This window comes from Enterococcus sp. AZ063, assembly GCF_051715045.1.
In the GTDB taxonomy this organism is placed as follows: domain Bacteria; phylum Bacillota; class Bacilli; order Lactobacillales; family Enterococcaceae; genus Enterococcus_D; species Enterococcus_D casseliflavus.
Map to the genome: position 1 here is coordinate 1676086 of NZ_JBIOTA010000001.1, position 16811 is coordinate 1692896.

Genomic DNA, 16811 nt, shown 5'->3' on the forward strand with positions numbered 1-16811 from the left:
TTTCGTTTCACGAAATTAAGAAAAATCCCCTGACTGTGCTTTTATATTCCTTGATTTTCAGCTATAATGAATTGTGTTTTATTGTGCAAAATGATGATTAAAGGAAGTTATATAGATGAGAAAAAGAAAAACAATGGATGGCAATACGGCAGCAGCCTATATTTCCTATGCCTTTACGGAACTTGCGGCGATCTATCCGATAACCCCTAGTTCAACCATGGCTGAATTAGTGGATCAGTGGTCTGCTCAAGGAAAGCATAATCTTTTTGGGCAGCCGGTGAAAGTGGTTGAAATGCAATCTGAAGCAGGGGCGGCCGGTGTGGTTCACGGCTCATTAAAAACGGGCGCCTTAACGACGACCTATACGGCATCCCAGGGACTTTTATTAATGGTACCAAATATGTACAAGATTGCTGGGGAAATGCTGCCAGGCGTCTTTCATGTCGCCAGCCGAGCAGTGACCACCAATGCTTTGAATATTTTTGGAGATCATACCGATGTAATGGCCACCCGACAAACAGGCTTTGCTATGTTAGCGGAAAGCAGTGTCCAAGAAGTAATGGATTTAGCGCCAGTCGCTCATTTAGCAGCTATCGAAGCCAATATCCCATTTTTAAATTTTTTTGATGGGTTTCGAACCAGTCATGAGATTCAAAAAATAGAGGTCTTAGATTATGAGGAATTGGCACAGTTGGTCAATCATGAAAAATTGGCTACTTTTCGACAAAAAGCCATGAACCCGAATCACCCGACGACGAGTGGAACGAATCAAAATCCTGATATCCATTTTCAACAGCGGGAAACGATCAATCAGCATTATCAAACATTGCCTGAGATCGTTCGTTTTTACATGAAAAAAATCAATGCTTTAAGAGGAACCAACTATGATTTAGTGGATTATTATGGTGCTTCGGACGCCGAAGAAGTCATCGTTTCGATGGGGTCCTCAACGCAAACGATCCAGCAGACGGTGGATCATTTATGCGCTTCAGGCCGCAAAGTGGGGGTCTTGTCGATCCATTTGTATCGACCATTCCCACTAGAAGTCTTCTTAGAAAAACTGCCTGCTACCGTTAAAAGTATCGCTGTATTGGATCGCAGCAAAGAACCTGGTGCCAATGGCGAGTCTTTGCTTTTGGATGTGCAAAGTGCCATGTATGATGCAGCGATTCGGCCGACGATCATTGGTGGACGCTATGGTCTTGGGTCAAAAGATGTGACGCCTGATCAAATCGTTGCCGTATATGACGAATTGCTCAAGCCAAAAGCGAGCCAAAAGAAACGCTTCACCATTGGGATCACGGATGATGTGACGCAATTGTCGTTGCCATCAAAGGGCACGCTAGATCTAACTGATCCATCCACCTTCCAAGCGAAATTCTGGGGATTCGGCTCTGACGGGACCGTCGGGGCAAATAAGTCAGCAATCAAAATCATCGGTGACCATACCGAAAAATATGTACAAGGCTATTTCCATTATGATTCGAAAAAATCTGGTGGTCTAACGGTTTCTCATCTGCGATTTGGGGATACCCCCATTCGTTCTACCTATTTGATCGAACACGCGGATTTCGTTGCGTGTCATACGCCTGCGTATTTGCATACGTATGATTTGCTGAAAGGACTCAAAAAAGGCGGAACCTTTTTATTAAATACGACCTGGTCACAGGAGCAAATCTTAAAAAATCTACCGAAGAAAATGAAACGTTATCTTGCTGAAAACGAGATCCGTTTTTATACCATCAACGCCATGCAGTTGGCAATGGAAGTCGGCTTAGGTGGGCGGATCAATACCGCGATGGAAACAGCCTTCTTTTACTTGGCAAACATCATTCCGACCGAGAAAATCTTGCCGATTTTAAAAGAAGAGGCGCTGAAAAGTTATCGGCACAAATCGATGGCGATCGTTGAAAAGAACCAAGCAGCCATCGATCGCACCATCGAATTATTACAAGAAATCCCTGTTCCAAGCAAGTGGGCAACGATCGAAGTGCCGAAGAGGACATCCACTGCTACAACACAATTTGTGCGGGAAATCGTGGAACCCATCAACCGTCAAGAAGGCAACCAACTAAGCGTGGGAACCCTCGTACGAAATCAAATGACTGAAGGGGTGATCCCTGTCGGGACAACAGCGGTTGAGAAGCGGGGCATCGCTGTTGAAGTGCCCGAGTGGCTATCAGATCGCTGTACCATGTGCAATGAGTGTGCCTTTGTCTGTCCTCATGCGGCGATCCGTCCGTTTTTGGCAGATGAAGATGAATTAACCGAAGCACCTGAAGGCTTTATCGTCAGAGAGATGCGAGGCGCGAATGGGCAAAAATATCGAATTCAAGTTTCCGTTGAAGATTGTACAGGTTGCGGCCTTTGTGTGGAAGCATGTCCCGCCAAAGGGAAAGCTTTGACGATGCGTCCTTACGAAGAACAAAAAGAACAAGCTTTAAATTGGGCTTTTGCGATGACTTTACGTCAAAAAGAAAATCCAGCAAAACCAGGAACTGTTTTGGGCTCTCAATTCAATAAACCTTTGTTGGAGTTCTCTGGTGCTTGTGCGGGCTGTGGGGAAACCCCCTATGTGAAACTATTGACCCAAATGTTTGGTGATCGCATGATGATCGCCAATGCGACCGGCTGCTCTTCGATTTGGGGTGGAACCTCACCAGTATCTCCTTATACAACCAATCACTTAGGACAAGGGCCAGCTTGGTCAAACTCGTTGTTTGAAGACAATGCCGAATATGGCTATGGCATGTTCTTAGCCAACCAAACCCGACGGGAGAAATTAGCGGCCCAGCTGCAGTCGTTGAAAGCCAATGTATCAGAAGAATTGCAGACTTTGATTGATGATTGGGACCTTCATCGAGAAGAAAGTGCTGGGACGCAACAGCGAGCAGCAAAATTGATCGCCGCCTTAGAAGCTGAAGCTGCCACAACACCTCAGCTGAACAAAATCTTGCAGGAGAAAGATTTGTTTGTTAAGCCAAGCCAATGGATGATAGGCGGTGACGGCTGGGCATATGATATTGGGTTTGGCGGTATCGATCATGTTCTCGCTTCTGGTGCAGACGTCAATATTCTCGTGTTAGATAATGAAGTCTATTCTAATACAGGGGGGCAAGTCTCTAAAGCGACACCGACTTCGGCCATTGCTAAATTCGCTGCGAGTGGCAAGTTTGTTTCCAAAAAAGATTTAGGAATGATGGCGATGACCTACGGACATGTCTATGTCGCACAAATCGCATCTGGTGCAAATCAAATGCAAACGATCAAAGCCTTTGAAGAAGCCGAGCGGTTCCCAGGACCGTCAATCATCATTGCCTATACGCCATGTATCACCCACGGTCTTGCAGGCGGAATGCGTCAATCCTTGAAAGAAGCACAAGAAGCAGTTGCATCGGGGTATTGGAGTCTCTACCGCTATAACCCGCTGTTGGCAGAAAAAGGGAAACAGCCAATGACACTCGATTTCAAAAAGCCAGCATTTGATCAAATGCCTGCCTTTATGCAGACACAAGTTCGATTTGCATCCTTGCAGTCTGCCAATCCGAATGCGGCGCAAGCGTTGTTTGAAAAAACCGTTTCAGATGCGAAAACTCGTTTCTACAACTATGCCCGCTTAGCAGGTCAAGAAGAAAAAATACGAGCAAAGCTTGAAAAAAAGGTAAGTACTGATGCAGAACAACCAACGGCAGTAAAAACGGAGCGTGTACGAAGAGAAAAACAGCCGTTAAGCGAAGAACAGCTCGCTGAAAGAGCAGCACGGCGTGCAGCGCGCGCAAAGCGCCGTCAGCAAGAGTAATCGCTCGCTGAGGAATGACCCTGAAAAACGGTTTGGCCCGTTTTTCAGGGTCATTTGTTGTTTTTCCTAAGAAATGAGTGCAAGAAGCTCGTTTAGATGAAATCTTCTAAGACCTTTGACAAACAATGATTTCAGGATAATGGTAAACTAAGTAAAAGAGCTGTTTATTTTTTCAAAACTTTTTCATAAATTTGTTTTTTTTCAAATCTTTGAAGAGGTCCTATGTTATACTATTATCTGAAGTCTTAAGAATAAAGGAAGGCTGTTTATGTTGATAAATTTCAGGGATTTTTTTAATTTAGATTATTGGAGAGAATTGCTCTCATTTGATATATTTTCTTGGTCATTTTTAGTAAATGTTTTAGATGTGATCGTTGTTTGGTACTTGGTTTATAAGCTGATCCAGCTTGTGCGAGGAACAAAAGCGATCCAGTTGTTTAAAGGCGTCGGCCTATTCATTGTTCTAAGGTTTTTGGCAGGTATCGTAGGATTAAAGACGCTATCTTGGTTGATGGATCAAGTCATCACGTATGGGGTGATCGCCGCGATTGTTATTTTCCAACCAGAAATTCGACGAGGGCTGGAGCATCTTGGCCGTAGCTCTTTCTTCAAGACTTCTAAGAATGAAAAACGACGGGATGAAGTGTTGGTCCAAGCGTTGGACAAAGCTGTTCAATATATGGCAAAACGAAAAATTGGTGCATTGATCACGATCGAACGGACGACGGGGTTAGAAGAATATATTGAAACGGGGATTCCTTTAGATGCGGACGTGACGGGCGAATTACTGATCAATATTTTTATTCCCAATACACCGCTACACGATGGTGCAGTCATCTTAAGAGATGATAAGATCGCTGTTGCTAGTGCCTACTTACCACTGTCAGAAAGTCCGTTGATTCCCAAAGAATTTGGGACGCGCCATCGAGCGGCTGTCGGGATTTCAGAAGTTAGTGATGCGTTGACCATTATCGTCTCAGAGGAGACGGGAGACGTCAGTATTACCCTGAATAATCGGATGCTTACTGAGCTTTCGCGACAAGAGTATCTCGACGTGTTGAATCGCGAATTAGTGCCAGAAGAAAAGCCTGGTAAACGCAACTTGCTGCAATCTTTCTTTGAAGGGGTCAACAAAGGAGGAAGAAAATGATCAAGAAAGAACGTCGTCAAAACGTATTTTATGGTATACTAGCGCTGTTCTTTAGTCTGGTTCTGTTTTTCATCGCCAGCGGATCAAGCCTGCAAGTCAACCTTGCAGGAACTTCAAATCCTTATGAGGAAGAGATCGATAATGTACCGATTCAGACCACCTATGACACAGATGAATACTTTATCCAAGGATTTGAAACAACAGTAGACGTGACTTTGTCTAGTCGAAATCGGGTGCAATTGAATGCTGAACGTAGCGAGGAAACGCGGAGCTTTCGAGTAGTTGCTGATTTGACTGGACTTGATGAAGGAACCCATGAGGTCCCTTTAGAAGTGAAAAATCTTAGCTCAAGTGTGACAGCCGAAATCGAACCCAAAACCGTCACTGTGACGATCGAGAAAAAAGTCACCCAAACGTTTACCGTTGAGCCAGTCATCTCGACTGATGGAGCAACGAGTGGTTACGGCGTTGATTCAATGAGTGTTGAACCGCAAGAAGTAGAGATCACTACTGGCGACAAGACACTGGCAGAAATTGACCGAGTGGTAGCGATCGTGAATCCAGATGATATTACTGGCGATTCGATCACGGTGGATGGAGCGATCGAGGCTTGGGATAGTGAAAACAATCCTTTAGCGATCATTCCTGAGCCAGATTCGGTCGATGTGGCATTGATGATGGAAGCACCAAGCAAAGAAATTGAATTGTTTGTCACTCAACAGGGGACAACACCAGATGGGATCTCTCATTACATCTACCGGATGAGTAGTATCAGTGCGGTGCTAACAGGACCACAAAGTATTTTGGATGAGACCCAGCAGATCGGTGTCCCAGTGGATGTTAGTGAGATCACAACCACGACCGAACGGACAGTAACGATTCCAGTACCAGAGGGAACAACGATCAATCCAACAGTAGTGACGATCCAAATCACTCCGGTTGCAGAAACAACTACTGAGAATCAATCAAACAATGATGGCGATGAAGCAACGAACAGTGCGAATTCTCAAGCCAATTCTTCGACAGTCGACACGACGCAAGAACAAACAGAGAATTCCGCAAGCAGCACGACGACAAGCAGTTCTTAGTCGTTTGACTGTAGAGAATGAATAAGAGAGGTTATTAAAATGGGAAAATATTTTGGTACTGATGGTGTTAGAGGAGAAGCAAACAAGGAGTTGACACCTGAATTAGCATTTAAATTAGGTCGTTACGGCGGCTATGTATTAAGTCAGCATGAAACTGGGGACCGCGGTCCCCGTGTTTTGGTGGGACGGGACACACGGATTTCTGGACAGATGCTAGAAAATGCATTGATCGCTGGACTATTATCTGTCGGGATCGAGGTATTCCAATTGGGTGTTATTTCTACACCGGGTGTTGCGTACTTGACGAAAGTGCAAAAAGCGAGTGCAGGTGTAATGATCTCTGCCTCTCACAATCCTGCACAAGACAATGGCATCAAGTTTTTCGGGAATGATGGCTTTAAATTAGTCGATGAACAAGAAGCTGAAATTGAAGCATTACTTGATGCACCGGAAGACACACTTCCACGTCCTTCTGCCGATGGCTTAGGAACGGTGGATGAGTTTCCAGAAGGGTTGTTGAAATACTCTCAATTTCTACGTCAAACGATTCCTGATGATTTGGAAGGAATCACGGTGTGTGTTGATGCAGCAAATGGCGCAACAGCAACAAGTGTCAATCGTTTGTTTGCCGATCTAGAAACAGAATTCTTCACAATGGGGACGTCTCCAGACGGGTTGAACATTAATGATGGTGTGGGATCGACTCACCCTGAAGCGTTAGCTGAATTTGTCGTTGAAAAAGGGGCGGATGCTGGTCTTGCGTTTGATGGAGATGGTGATCGGGTCATCGCAGTAGATGAACTAGGAAACATCGTTGATGGCGATAAAATCATGTATATCTGTGCGAAATATTTAGCGGAGCAAAAGCGCTTGAACCAAGGAACGATCGTGACAACAGTCATGAGCAATTTAGGGTTCCATAAAGCAGTGGAAGCAATTGGACTGAAAGATGTCATCACACAAGTCGGTGACCGTTATGTCGTCGAAGAAATGCGTAAAAACGATTATAATTTTGGTGGCGAGCAATCAGGTCACATGATTTTCTTGGATTTCAATACGACAGGTGACGGTTTGCTATCAGGAATTCAACTATTGAATATCATGAAACAAACGGGCAAGAAACTGTCGGAATTAGCAGGAGAGGTAACAATCTATCCACAAAAACTTGTCAACATTCGAGTGACAGATAAAAATGGCGCGATGGATGTTCCAGCTATCCGTAAAATCGTGGAAGAGACAGAAGCAGAAATGAACGGCGAAGGCCGTATTTTGGTTCGTCCTTCAGGAACAGAACCATTGCTTCGGGTGATGGCAGAAGCGCCAACCATTGAAAAAGTCGACTACTATGTTGAAAAAATCGCAGCGGTCGTTCGAGAGGAAATCGGTGCGGAATAAATGAAGAAGTAAGACGATCAAAGACATCCTTTGGTCGTCTTTTTTGTCTACTTACCAGCAAGAAGCCAACTTGCGAATTAGAGAAACTTGTCAACGATTTTGTCGGCAACGCTTAACAGAGGAGACGCAGCGGGCAAGCCTTGCGAAGGATAGTTGCTTTTAAAAGTCTTTTCGGATTTGTTGTGCAGAAAATAAGAAAAAAAGAACCCCTATGAACGATCGAGTCATCGAACGAGGAGTTCTTTTTATTATACAGAAAATAACCAATTCGGTTTCAATCTTTTAAAAAACTTATTCAACGGTAACGGATTTTGCTAAGTTTCTTGGTTTATCAACGTCGAATCCGCGCTGTAAAGTGGCAAAGTAAGCCAGCAGCTGTGTTGGAACGACTGCCACTAAGCTGGTTACCAATGGGTGAACGTTTGGTAAAATGATTTGATCAGTCGCTTTTGCTAATTCTTGGCTAACGATCACAAGGGTATGAGCCCCACGAGATTCGACTTCTTTCAAATTGCCTCGCGTATGAGAGCCGGTCACTTCTTCCGTGATCACACCGATCACTGGTGTACCTTCTTCGATCAACGCGATGGTGCCGTGTTTTAATTCACCAGCCGCAAAGCCTTCCGCTTGGATATAAGAAATTTCTTTTAATTTCAATGCCGCTTCCATCGATACATAGTAATCATTTCCACGTCCAATGTAAAACGCATTACGGGTTTCGGAAAGGAAATCCTCAGCAAATTGACTGATAACAGCTTTTTCATCCACTAAAGCCTCCATTGCAGAAGCAACGATGCTTAGTTCATGGAAAACATCAAAGTCCAATGCTTCAGGAACAGCTTTTTCATCACCAATGGCTTTTGCTAATAACGTCATCACTGCGATCTGTGCAGTATACGCCTTTGTAGAGGCAACAGCGATTTCTGGACCAGCATGAAGCAATAAGGTATGGTTCGCTTCTCGAGAAAGAGTAGAACCAGCAACGTTGGTAATCGTCAGACTAGGAAGACCTAACTGGTTGATCGTCACTAATACTTGACGGCTATCTGCCGTTTCACCACTTTGTGATAAGAACAAGAAGAAGGGGTTTGCTGACAACAATGGCATGTTGTAGCCAAACTCACTAGATAAATGAACCTCAACAGGAATCTGTGTTAGTTTTTCTAAAATGGCTTTTGCTGCCCAGCCCGCATGATTGCTAGTACCACAAGCAATGATGTAGATCCGATCGCTAGCTAAAAGTTCGTTTTTTAACGCTGGATCGATCACTACTTCACCAGATTCTCCTTGATATTCTTGAATCAAGCGGCGCATCACAGTTGGTTGATCATCGATTTCTTTTAACATGTAGTAAGGGTATGTTCCTTTTTCGATGTCAGTCAGATCTAGTTGTGCTTCATAAGACTCACGGTACACAAGGTTTCCTTTTGGATCTTCGATTTCGATCGCATCGGCTGTTACGGTCACCATTTCGCCATCTTCGATCTCAACAAAGTGAGTCGTTTGATCGAGCATTGCTAAGGCATCGCTGCAGATGACATTGAACCCATCTCCCAAACCGATCAATAAAGGACTTTTGTTTTTGGCAACATAAATGGTTTCTGGATCATTTTTTTCTACTAAGGCAAAGGCATAAGAGCCGCGAATCAAGGACAAAGCTTTTTTAAAGGCTGCTTTGGTCGTGCTGTTGTCTTGCTCCTTCAATGCTTCAATCAAATGAACAACGATTTCCGTATCTGTTTGACCTTCAAATTGGTGGTTGTTTAAATATTCTTGATGAAGCTCTTCAAAGTTTTCGATCACACCGTTATGAACCAACACGAGTGCTTGGTTTGCTGAAGTGTGAGGATGAGCGTTCATTTCTGATGGCTTGCCGTGGGTCGCCCAACGGGTATGTCCGATACCGATCGTTCCTGTTACTTCAGAAGTCACTTTTTCTTCCAAGTTTTTGATTCTTCCTTGGGCTTTAATTAAGTGATCCGAAGTCCGATCAGCGACATAAAGACCTGCTGAGTCATAGCCGCGATACTCTAAGCGTTCCAATCCGTTCAAAATAATTCGTTCTGCATTTGATTTTCCTACGATTCCTACAATTCCACACATAATGATAATCCTACTTTCAAAAAATTTAGTTTGGCATTATGTATTTCTATCTGCGTAGCAAGTCTTTGTCATCACCTTACGATGAGATTTGTTCTTGCCTGTAGAGTGCAGTCCCTAGAGTCATCCGCCGAATGTTTCGATAAACTCTTTCCTCGTCATCTGTTTCCAGATCAGGCGCTATCCTTATTGGTCTATCTATCCTCCTTGTGAGATATTTTATAGAAATACAAGCAATATCATAATATTTATTCCTGTTTCTGTCAACTCAAAGTTATATAAAAATAATTGGTATAGTTATTGGTAAGGTTGATTTGAACCTGTTTAAAGGAAATCAAAACAGCTGACATAGCTTTGTCGAATAAGATTCCCAAGAAATTTCCTCATAAAGCTATGCTTTTTTTTTTAAGTTCGCTACAATAAAAAAGTAAGAAAGTGAGGGAATGAAATGCCAGAATTTGTAAATTGTATGACTTTTTCAGAGCTAAAGAAAATGGTAGCTGCGATAGAAAAAGATCCTAATGTCACAGATGAAACAAAGGTCATGTTGGATACGGGCTGGGACAGCTTGCAAGAAATTTTGCCTGGATCAGTCACCGTGGAAACCGCGCAAACATTCGAAGTCCAGGATGAACTGACAAAGGAATTTTTTGGTGGCTACGTCTTAGCTGAAAAAAGCGAGAAATTTGATGCGGTTGGAGACGAAGAAGCAGTGATCGTCATCAAAAATCTATACTAAAAATGGGAAAGGTGAAAAGTTAGGTGGGAAAATGAATAAAAGAAGATGGATCGCAGCGGCGATCGCAGCTGGGTTATTTATCTGCTCGGGGGTTTTTTCAGTAATCACAAATCGTCCAGAGCAAGAGGAAACTCAGACGCTACAAGGGTTAAATGCTTTGCTCTATGGAAGTAATGCGATCGAAGAGACAACGTTAGTTGCCGGAGATCAAGACAATCGTATTGTTCGCTTATCTTTAGAAGGAACCATCGCCAGCAGCTCCAGTGGTGGCTTATTCACAACAGAATCTTATGATCATCAGCGATTTTTAGAAGAACTACGGATGATCCAAGAAGATCCAACTATTGGGGGCATCTTGATGGAAGTCAATACCCCAGGAGGCGGCGTCTATGAAAGTGCGGAGATCGCTCGTGAGTTAGCAAAAATCAAAGAGTTAGGGATTCCAATGTATGTCAGTATGAAAAACATGGCAGCCAGTGGCGGTTATTATATCTCGGCAGGTGCTGATAAAATTTTTGCAACGGATGAAACCATTACTGGTTCAATCGGGGTGATCATGTCAGGGCTAAACTATGCTGGCTTATTCGAAAAGCTAGGGATCGAAGACAATACGTATAAAAGTGGCGCACTAAAAGATGTAGGTTCATCAACGAGAGAACCCACAGAAGCCGACAAGGAAGTCTTGCAGACCTATGTCGACAATGCCTATGGTCGGTTCGTAAAAATCGTAGCAGAAGGACGTGGCATGACAGAAGAAGCCGTTAGAAAGATCGCTGATGGCCGTATCTATGATGGTCAGCAAGCAGTGTCTGTTGGTTTAGTGGATGAAATCGGTTTTCCTGAAGATACATTAGCAGCAATGCAAGCAGATCTAGGCTTGGAAGATGCCGAGATTTTCAGCTATGATGTTTCCTCTACTGGATTTGCTTCTACTTGGTTAGGTTCAAGTTTAGCCGAACTGCAAGGATTAAAAGAATCAAACACAGAGCGAGTGATCCAATTGATGGAAAGCCTTGGAACCAGCGATGCTCCGAAACCTCTTTATTACTATGGAGGTGAATGACTATGACAGAGAAAAACAAGTATTCCGCTGGCACATCATCAAGGGATGACAATCACACAAGTTCGTCAATCGATCAAAGGGAACAGCGGGAAACCTCGACACCGTCAACCAATCATACGGATGTGCAAACTGAAGCGCAGGTTTCAGAAACAACCGAACCAGTAACTGCCAACAAAGCGATGAGGAACGCACAAGTAAATCATCCCGATGATTTTTACCAACAAGTCTTGACGTCTTTTAGGGAAGAAGAGTATACCCAAAGCGAGATCGAGGAAAAACAACAAGCCTGGCAACGGTATGAAGAACCTGAAAAACAGGCAGAAGACAAACGGTTCTTCAATGATTTTCCTAGCTACTTTTTTGCTGGGTTTTGGATTCGTTTCTTTGCTTATCTCGTTGATGTGTTGGTGATCCGAGCGATTACCCAAATAACGATCGGTAGTATCTACAATCTAGCGAATTTAACGGCAACCAATCAGCGGTTTGGCCTTTACAACATCTGTGCCTTAGCAATCTATCTAGGCTATTTTGTTCTAATGACAAAGCTAAATCATGGTCAAACGATTGGAAAAATGCTTTTTGGCATTCGAGTGGTTTCTTTTGTAGAGGAAGAACTCAGCTGGCAAACTGTGTTGATTCGCGAGCTTTGCGGACGCTACGTATTACAATTCAATCTTTTCTTTTATCTTGGTTATTTACCGATCGCCTTTAATAAAAATAAGCAGCAGGCTGCGGATTATTTTGCAGAAACCAGTGTGGTGACCATTAATCTGATCAAAGCTTTCAATAAACAAGTGGATGCCAATCACGTAATGATTGGCGCACAAAACTAACTAGCAGATCAAGCAAGTAGTAAAGGAGGGATCGAGAATGGGTGAGACGATTGATTTCCCAGGACCAAATGAACGGCTTCGGCTGGCGGCAGAAAAAGCCTACCAGTCAAAGGAGTTTTTGCAAGCTTTTCGCCTGTACAATGAACTCTATCAAAAAAATGCCAGTTTTGAGATCAATCAATGGCTGGTTGAATGTCTGCAGCAGTTGAATGATTTTGCCAAAGCGTTAGATCTGGCGGAAGACTATTTGGATGATTATCTAAAAGAAACCGACGGGTATTTACAAATTGGTCATCTGCTGATCTTGGATGGTCAGTATTTAAAAGCTCGGCGCTGGCTTACATTAGGTAAAAAAACAAAAATTGCAAGCCGCTATCAGGAACAGTTAGCAAGTGAATTAGCAAAGGTAGAAGAAGTTCAGCAAATTTTAGGACTGGAAGATTTTCATGGGAAACGCAAGCATTTACGTGCATTAGATGAAGCCAATCAACCGGTGAGTGCAACAGAATGGCACGTTTTTACCCAAGCCATTACCAAACCACAATTTGTCACGCTGATGCATGAAACGTTAGCTTCCATCAAAAATCCATATTTACTGCCCAAATTAGTGGATGAGCTCGTGCGTCTTGAAGTGGACGAACCTTTTGAACTGATCGATTACCTTGGGAATATGCAGCAAATCGTTCCGAAAGAGTTAAAACTTTTGCAAGAAGATGCCGCTGTTAAAGCGATCCAGAAAGAGATTGACGAAACGATCGCCCAAGAAGATCCGATTTTAGCAGAAAGCGTCTCAGCAGAGATCAATGATCATTTAGCCATCAGCTACCCATTTTTACCTGCAAAAGAGGAGGCAAAAGCATGGGTGGCAAGCTACATTGAAGATTATCGTGGGTTATTTGAAGAAAAAGAACAGCCAAAAGCAGTGAATGAAATAGAAGAACGCAAACGACACCTACGCAATATCCTACGATTGAGCATTCGCTGAAAGAAAAATTCGCAACTTTCATGGTAAAATGTTTACAATTAAACAACGTTAGTGTACTATTTAAAGGTATGCATGAAGCTATTTCATATGTAAATCAATTAATATTCGGAGGGAAATAAATGACTGCAAAATGGGAAAAAACAGGCACCAATGATGGTGTTTTGACATTTACGATCGCTCAAGCAGAAATCCAAAAAGGCTTGACGACTGCATTCAATAAAGTGAAAGGCAATCTTAACGTACCTGGCTTCCGTAAAGGGAAAGTTTCACGCCAAGTATTTAACCGTATGTACGGCGAAGAAGCGTTGTATGAAGATGCATTGAACGCTGTTCTTCCAGAAGCTTATGAAGCTGCTGTAAAAGAAGCAGGGATCGATCCTGTTGCGCAACCAAAAATCGACGTTGACAGCATGGAAAAAGGCCAAGATTGGGTTATCAAAGCAGAAGTTACTGTAAAACCTGAAGTAAAACTTGGTGATTACAAAGAATTAACAGTTGAAAAACAAGACCGTGAAGTAACAGAAGAAGACGTGGATGCACGCATCAAACGTGAACAAGAAGCGCAAGCTGAATTAGTTATCAAAGAAGACGAAGCAGCTGAAAATGGCGACACAGTCGTTATCGACTTTGAAGGCTTCTTAGGGGAAGAAACATTTGAAGGCGGCAAAGGTGAAAACTACTCACTTGAACTTGGCTCAAACTCATTCATCCCTGGTTTTGAAGAACAATTAGTAGGAACAAAAGCTGGTGATAGCAAAGACGTTACCGTTACTTTCCCAGAAGATTATCAAGCAGAAGATTTAGCTGGTAAAGAAGCAGTCTTCAAAGTAACTGTTCACGAAGTAAAAGCAAAAGAACTTCCTGAATTAGATGATGAATTCGCAAAAGACGTTGATGACAGCGTTGAATCATTAGCTGAATTAAAAGAAAAATACCGTGCTGAATTGACTGAAACAAAAGAAAAAGCAGCTGAAGATGCAAAAGATGAAGCTGCGATCCGTCAAGCAGTTGAAAACGCAGAAATCGTTGAATTACCACATTCAATGGTTCATGATGAAGTACACCGTTCAATGGATGAATTCTTGAACAACATGCAACGTCAAGGAATCTCACCAGAAATGTATTATCAATTAACTGGTTCAACTGAAGCAGATCTGCACACACAATTTGAAGGTGAAGCAGAAACCCGCGTGAAAACAAACCTTGTTATTGAAGCAATCGCTAAAGCAGAAGGTTTGGAAGCAACAGAAGAAGATATCGAAAACGAAATCAAAGAACTTTCTGAAGCTTACAACATGCCAGTGGATCAAATCAAACGCGTCTTAACAGAAGACATGTTGAAACATGATATCACGATGAAGAAAGCAGTTGAACTTGTCACAGGTACTGCAAAAGAAGCGTAAGCAAAATGCTTAAAAACGGCGAACATCTAGCGGTGTTTGCCGTTTTTTCTTGGGAGTAAGAGGGGCTAGTTTAACAATTACTAACAAATGATAAGAAAACGTTAGGCAACGTAAAAAGAACTTTTTCTTTCAAAAAAGTTATGATATGATTGTTTAAGACTGCAAAGTTAGTAAACAAAATTCCACTCCTTTAAATAGGTTGGAAAATTTTCAAGGGGTGAACAGTATGTACGATAATACAAACGGTAATGAAGCTGTTCGTTGTTCTTTTTGTGGCAAAACGCAAGAAGAGGTGAAAAAGATCGTTGCAGGTCCTGGGGTCTATATCTGTAATGAATGCATCGATTTGTGTAAAGAAATCATTGATGAAGAGTTTTACGAAGAAGCAATTCGTGAATTTACCGAAGTGCCGAAACCGCAAGAACTACTGAATGTTCTCAATGAATATGTGATTGGACAAGATCGTGCGAAACGGACATTGGCTGTGGCGGTTTACAATCACTACAAACGGGTCAATGTAGAAACGACAGCAGAAGATGTAGAATTACAAAAAAGCAATATTTGCTTGATCGGACCAACAGGTTCTGGGAAAACATTTTTGGCACAAACGTTAGCACGTTCACTAAACGTGCCTTTTGCAATCGCTGATGCAACCAGTTTGACAGAAGCCGGCTATGTCGGTGAAGATGTGGAAAACATTCTTTTGAAACTGTTACAAGCTGCTGATTATAACGTAGAAATGGCAGAAAAAGGAATCATCTATATTGATGAGATCGATAAAATCGCCCGTAAGAGTGAAAATGTATCGATTACTCGTGACGTATCCGGTGAAGGCGTGCAGCAAGCATTGCTGAAGATCCTAGAAGGAACGACTGCTAGTGTACCGCCACAAGGTGGACGGAAACATCCACATCAAGAGATGATCCAAATTGATACCACCAATATTCTCTTTATCGTTGGCGGGGCGTTTGACGGAATCGAAACCATCGTTAAAAACCGTTTAGGTGAAAAAACAATTGGTTTTGGCACGAACAATAAGCGTCTTGAAGAAGGCGAAAGTGTGATGCAGCAAATCATTCCTGAAGACTTGCTTAAATTCGGTTTGATTCCTGAATTTATTGGCCGCTTGCCAGTGATGGCTGCCCTAGAGAAATTAACAGTAGATGATTTAGTGCATATTTTGACTGAACCAAAAAATGCGCTGGTCAAACAATACCAAAAGTTAATGGCATTAGATGACACCGAGCTGGAATTTGAGCCAGAGGCTTTGCGTGCCATTGCTGCGCAAGCCATTGAGCGAAATACCGGTGCTCGTGGGTTGCGTTCGATCATCGAGAATATCATGATGGATGTCATGTTCAATGTCCCTTCTGATGAGTCGATCCAAAAAGTCACCATCACGGAAGAAGCGGCAAAAGGACTTGGTGAACCAAAAATCATTTACAATGAAGAGACCAAAAAAGCAGTCTAATCGAGACCAAGTCGGATAGTTTCATTGCTATCCGGCTTTCTTTTTGAAAAAATAGAAAGGAGCGATTCGATGAAAGTACATGATGCTGAAATCGTCATCAGTGCCGTTTCTCCAGCACAATATCCAGCTACACCTTTACCGGAGATTGCCTTAGCAGGCCGCTCAAATGTCGGAAAGTCATCCTTCATCAATACATTGATCAATCGTAAAAATTTAGCCCGTACCTCATCAAAACCTGGGAAGACGCAAACGCTGAACTTTTATTTGATTGAAAATACGCTGCATTTTGTCGATGTCCCCGGCTACGGCTATGCAAAAGTATCGAAAACAGAGCGAGCGAAATGGGGGAAAATGATTGAGACATATCTTGAACAAAGAGAGCAGCTGCGTGCAGTCGTATCTCTTGTTGATTTGCGTCATGCCCCCTCACAAGAAGATATTCAAATGTATGAGTTTTTGAAATACTACGAGATTCCAGTGATCGTGGTCGCCACCAAAGCAGACAAAATCCCTCGTGGGAAATGGAACAAGCATGAAAGCATGATCAAAAAAGCATTATCCTTTGATCCAGCAGATACGTTTATCCTCTTTTCTTCCATTACCAAACAAGGAAAAGAAGAAGCGTGGAAAGCGATTGAAGCAGCAATAAAATAATTATCATTTAGGAAACCGAAGCAAGAAAGTCCTTTGCTTCGGTTTTTCTCATTTTACATTGGAAATCAGCTGATTTAAGCTATTCTACGCAGCGTAGAGTGCTGAATTTGCTCCATTTTAGCGAAAATCTC

At 42.7% G+C, this 16811-nt stretch carries 12 protein-coding genes; 11 read left to right on the forward strand and 1 reads right to left on the reverse strand.

Annotated features, from left to right (window positions below):
- The first annotated feature begins 115 nt into the window (after positions 1-115).
- The 4 genes from nifJ (at position 116) to glmM (ending at position 7432) form a co-directional block, all read left to right on the forward strand.
- Positions 116-3799: a pyruvate:ferredoxin (flavodoxin) oxidoreductase gene (nifJ, locus tag IGK61_RS07695; RefSeq protein WP_074536407.1), complete on the forward strand. Its 3684-nt coding sequence runs from the start codon at positions 116-118 to the stop codon at positions 3797-3799.
- Between the two features lie 268 nt (positions 3800-4067).
- Complete coding sequence (gene cdaA, locus IGK61_RS07700) at positions 4068-4949, forward strand: diadenylate cyclase CdaA (RefSeq protein WP_005235688.1); 882 nt, start codon at positions 4068-4070, stop codon at positions 4947-4949.
- The gene (locus tag IGK61_RS07705) at positions 4946-6037 is read left to right on the forward strand and encodes a CdaR family protein (protein ID WP_074536406.1); all 1092 of its coding nucleotides are present in this window, start codon (positions 4946-4948) and stop codon (positions 6035-6037) included. The genes cdaA and IGK61_RS07705 overlap by 4 nt, the downstream gene beginning before the upstream one ends.
- 39 nt (positions 6038-6076) lie before the next feature.
- Positions 6077-7432 carry a phosphoglucosamine mutase gene (glmM, locus tag IGK61_RS07710; protein ID WP_074536405.1) on the forward strand — a complete coding sequence of 452 codons (1356 nt, stop codon included), beginning with the start codon at positions 6077-6079 and terminating at the stop codon, positions 7430-7432.
- Between the two features lie 291 nt (positions 7433-7723).
- Here the strand turns inward: glmM and glmS are convergent, their stop codons facing one another.
- Positions 7724-9535 (reverse strand): glutamine--fructose-6-phosphate transaminase (isomerizing), encoded by a 1812-nt coding sequence (gene glmS, locus IGK61_RS07715; protein ID WP_074536404.1) that lies wholly within the window; start codon positions 9533-9535, stop codon positions 7724-7726.
- 445 nt (positions 9536-9980) lie between these two features.
- Here glmS and IGK61_RS07720 point away from each other — a divergent pair, with 445 nt between their 5' ends.
- The 7 genes from IGK61_RS07720 (at position 9981) to yihA (ending at position 16680) form a co-directional block, all read left to right on the forward strand.
- Positions 9981-10271 (forward strand): hypothetical protein, encoded by a 291-nt coding sequence (locus IGK61_RS07720; RefSeq protein WP_005225961.1) that lies wholly within the window; start codon positions 9981-9983, stop codon positions 10269-10271.
- 31 nt (positions 10272-10302) lie between these two features.
- Positions 10303-11334, forward strand: a complete 1032-nt coding sequence (gene sppA, locus IGK61_RS07725) for a signal peptide peptidase SppA (RefSeq protein ID WP_074536403.1) — start codon at positions 10303-10305, stop codon at positions 11332-11334.
- Between the two features lie 2 nt (positions 11335-11336).
- On the forward strand, positions 11337-12167 hold the full coding sequence (locus IGK61_RS07730; protein WP_074536402.1) for an RDD family protein: 831 nt from the start codon (positions 11337-11339) through the stop codon (positions 12165-12167).
- A 37-nt stretch (positions 12168-12204) separates the two neighbouring features.
- A complete protein-coding gene (locus IGK61_RS07735; RefSeq protein WP_015509612.1) occupies positions 12205-13152 on the forward strand; it encodes a hypothetical protein in 948 nt (315 codons plus the stop codon).
- Positions 13153-13271: 119 nt separating this feature from the next.
- On the forward strand, positions 13272-14555 hold the full coding sequence (tig, locus tag IGK61_RS07740) for a trigger factor (RefSeq protein WP_005225965.1): 1284 nt from the start codon (positions 13272-13274) through the stop codon (positions 14553-14555).
- Between the two features lie 226 nt (positions 14556-14781).
- Positions 14782-16026: an ATP-dependent Clp protease ATP-binding subunit ClpX gene (gene clpX / locus IGK61_RS07745; protein ID WP_010748174.1), complete on the forward strand. Its 1245-nt coding sequence runs from the start codon at positions 14782-14784 to the stop codon at positions 16024-16026.
- Between the two features lie 69 nt (positions 16027-16095).
- The gene (yihA, locus tag IGK61_RS07750) at positions 16096-16680 is read left to right on the forward strand and encodes a ribosome biogenesis GTP-binding protein YihA/YsxC (protein ID WP_005225967.1); all 585 of its coding nucleotides are present in this window, start codon (positions 16096-16098) and stop codon (positions 16678-16680) included.
- Positions 16681-16811: the final 131 nt, after the last annotated feature.

Coding starts and splice junctions, on each gene's coding strand:
- IGK61_RS07730 (WP_074536402.1), top strand. CDS start 11,337: ATGACAGAGAAAAACAAGTATTCCGCTGGCACATCATCAAGGGATGAC.
- IGK61_RS07735 (WP_015509612.1), top strand. CDS start 12,205: ATGGGTGAGACGATTGATTTCCCAGGACCAAATGAACGGCTTCGGCTG.
- nifJ (WP_074536407.1), top strand. CDS start 116: ATGAGAAAAAGAAAAACAATGGATGGCAATACGGCAGCAGCCTATATT.
- IGK61_RS07705 (WP_074536406.1), top strand. CDS start 4,946: ATGATCAAGAAAGAACGTCGTCAAAACGTATTTTATGGTATACTAGCG.
- sppA (WP_074536403.1), top strand. CDS start 10,303: ATGAATAAAAGAAGATGGATCGCAGCGGCGATCGCAGCTGGGTTATTT.
- IGK61_RS07720 (WP_005225961.1), top strand. CDS start 9,981: ATGCCAGAATTTGTAAATTGTATGACTTTTTCAGAGCTAAAGAAAATG.
- cdaA (WP_005235688.1), top strand. CDS start 4,068: ATGTTGATAAATTTCAGGGATTTTTTTAATTTAGATTATTGGAGAGAA.
- tig (WP_005225965.1), top strand. CDS start 13,272: ATGACTGCAAAATGGGAAAAAACAGGCACCAATGATGGTGTTTTGACA.
- glmS (WP_074536404.1), bottom strand. CDS start 9,535: ATGTGTGGAATTGTAGGAATCGTAGGAAAATCAAATGCAGAACGAATT.
- clpX (WP_010748174.1), top strand. CDS start 14,782: ATGTACGATAATACAAACGGTAATGAAGCTGTTCGTTGTTCTTTTTGT.
- glmM (WP_074536405.1), top strand. CDS start 6,077: ATGGGAAAATATTTTGGTACTGATGGTGTTAGAGGAGAAGCAAACAAG.
- yihA (WP_005225967.1), top strand. CDS start 16,096: ATGAAAGTACATGATGCTGAAATCGTCATCAGTGCCGTTTCTCCAGCA.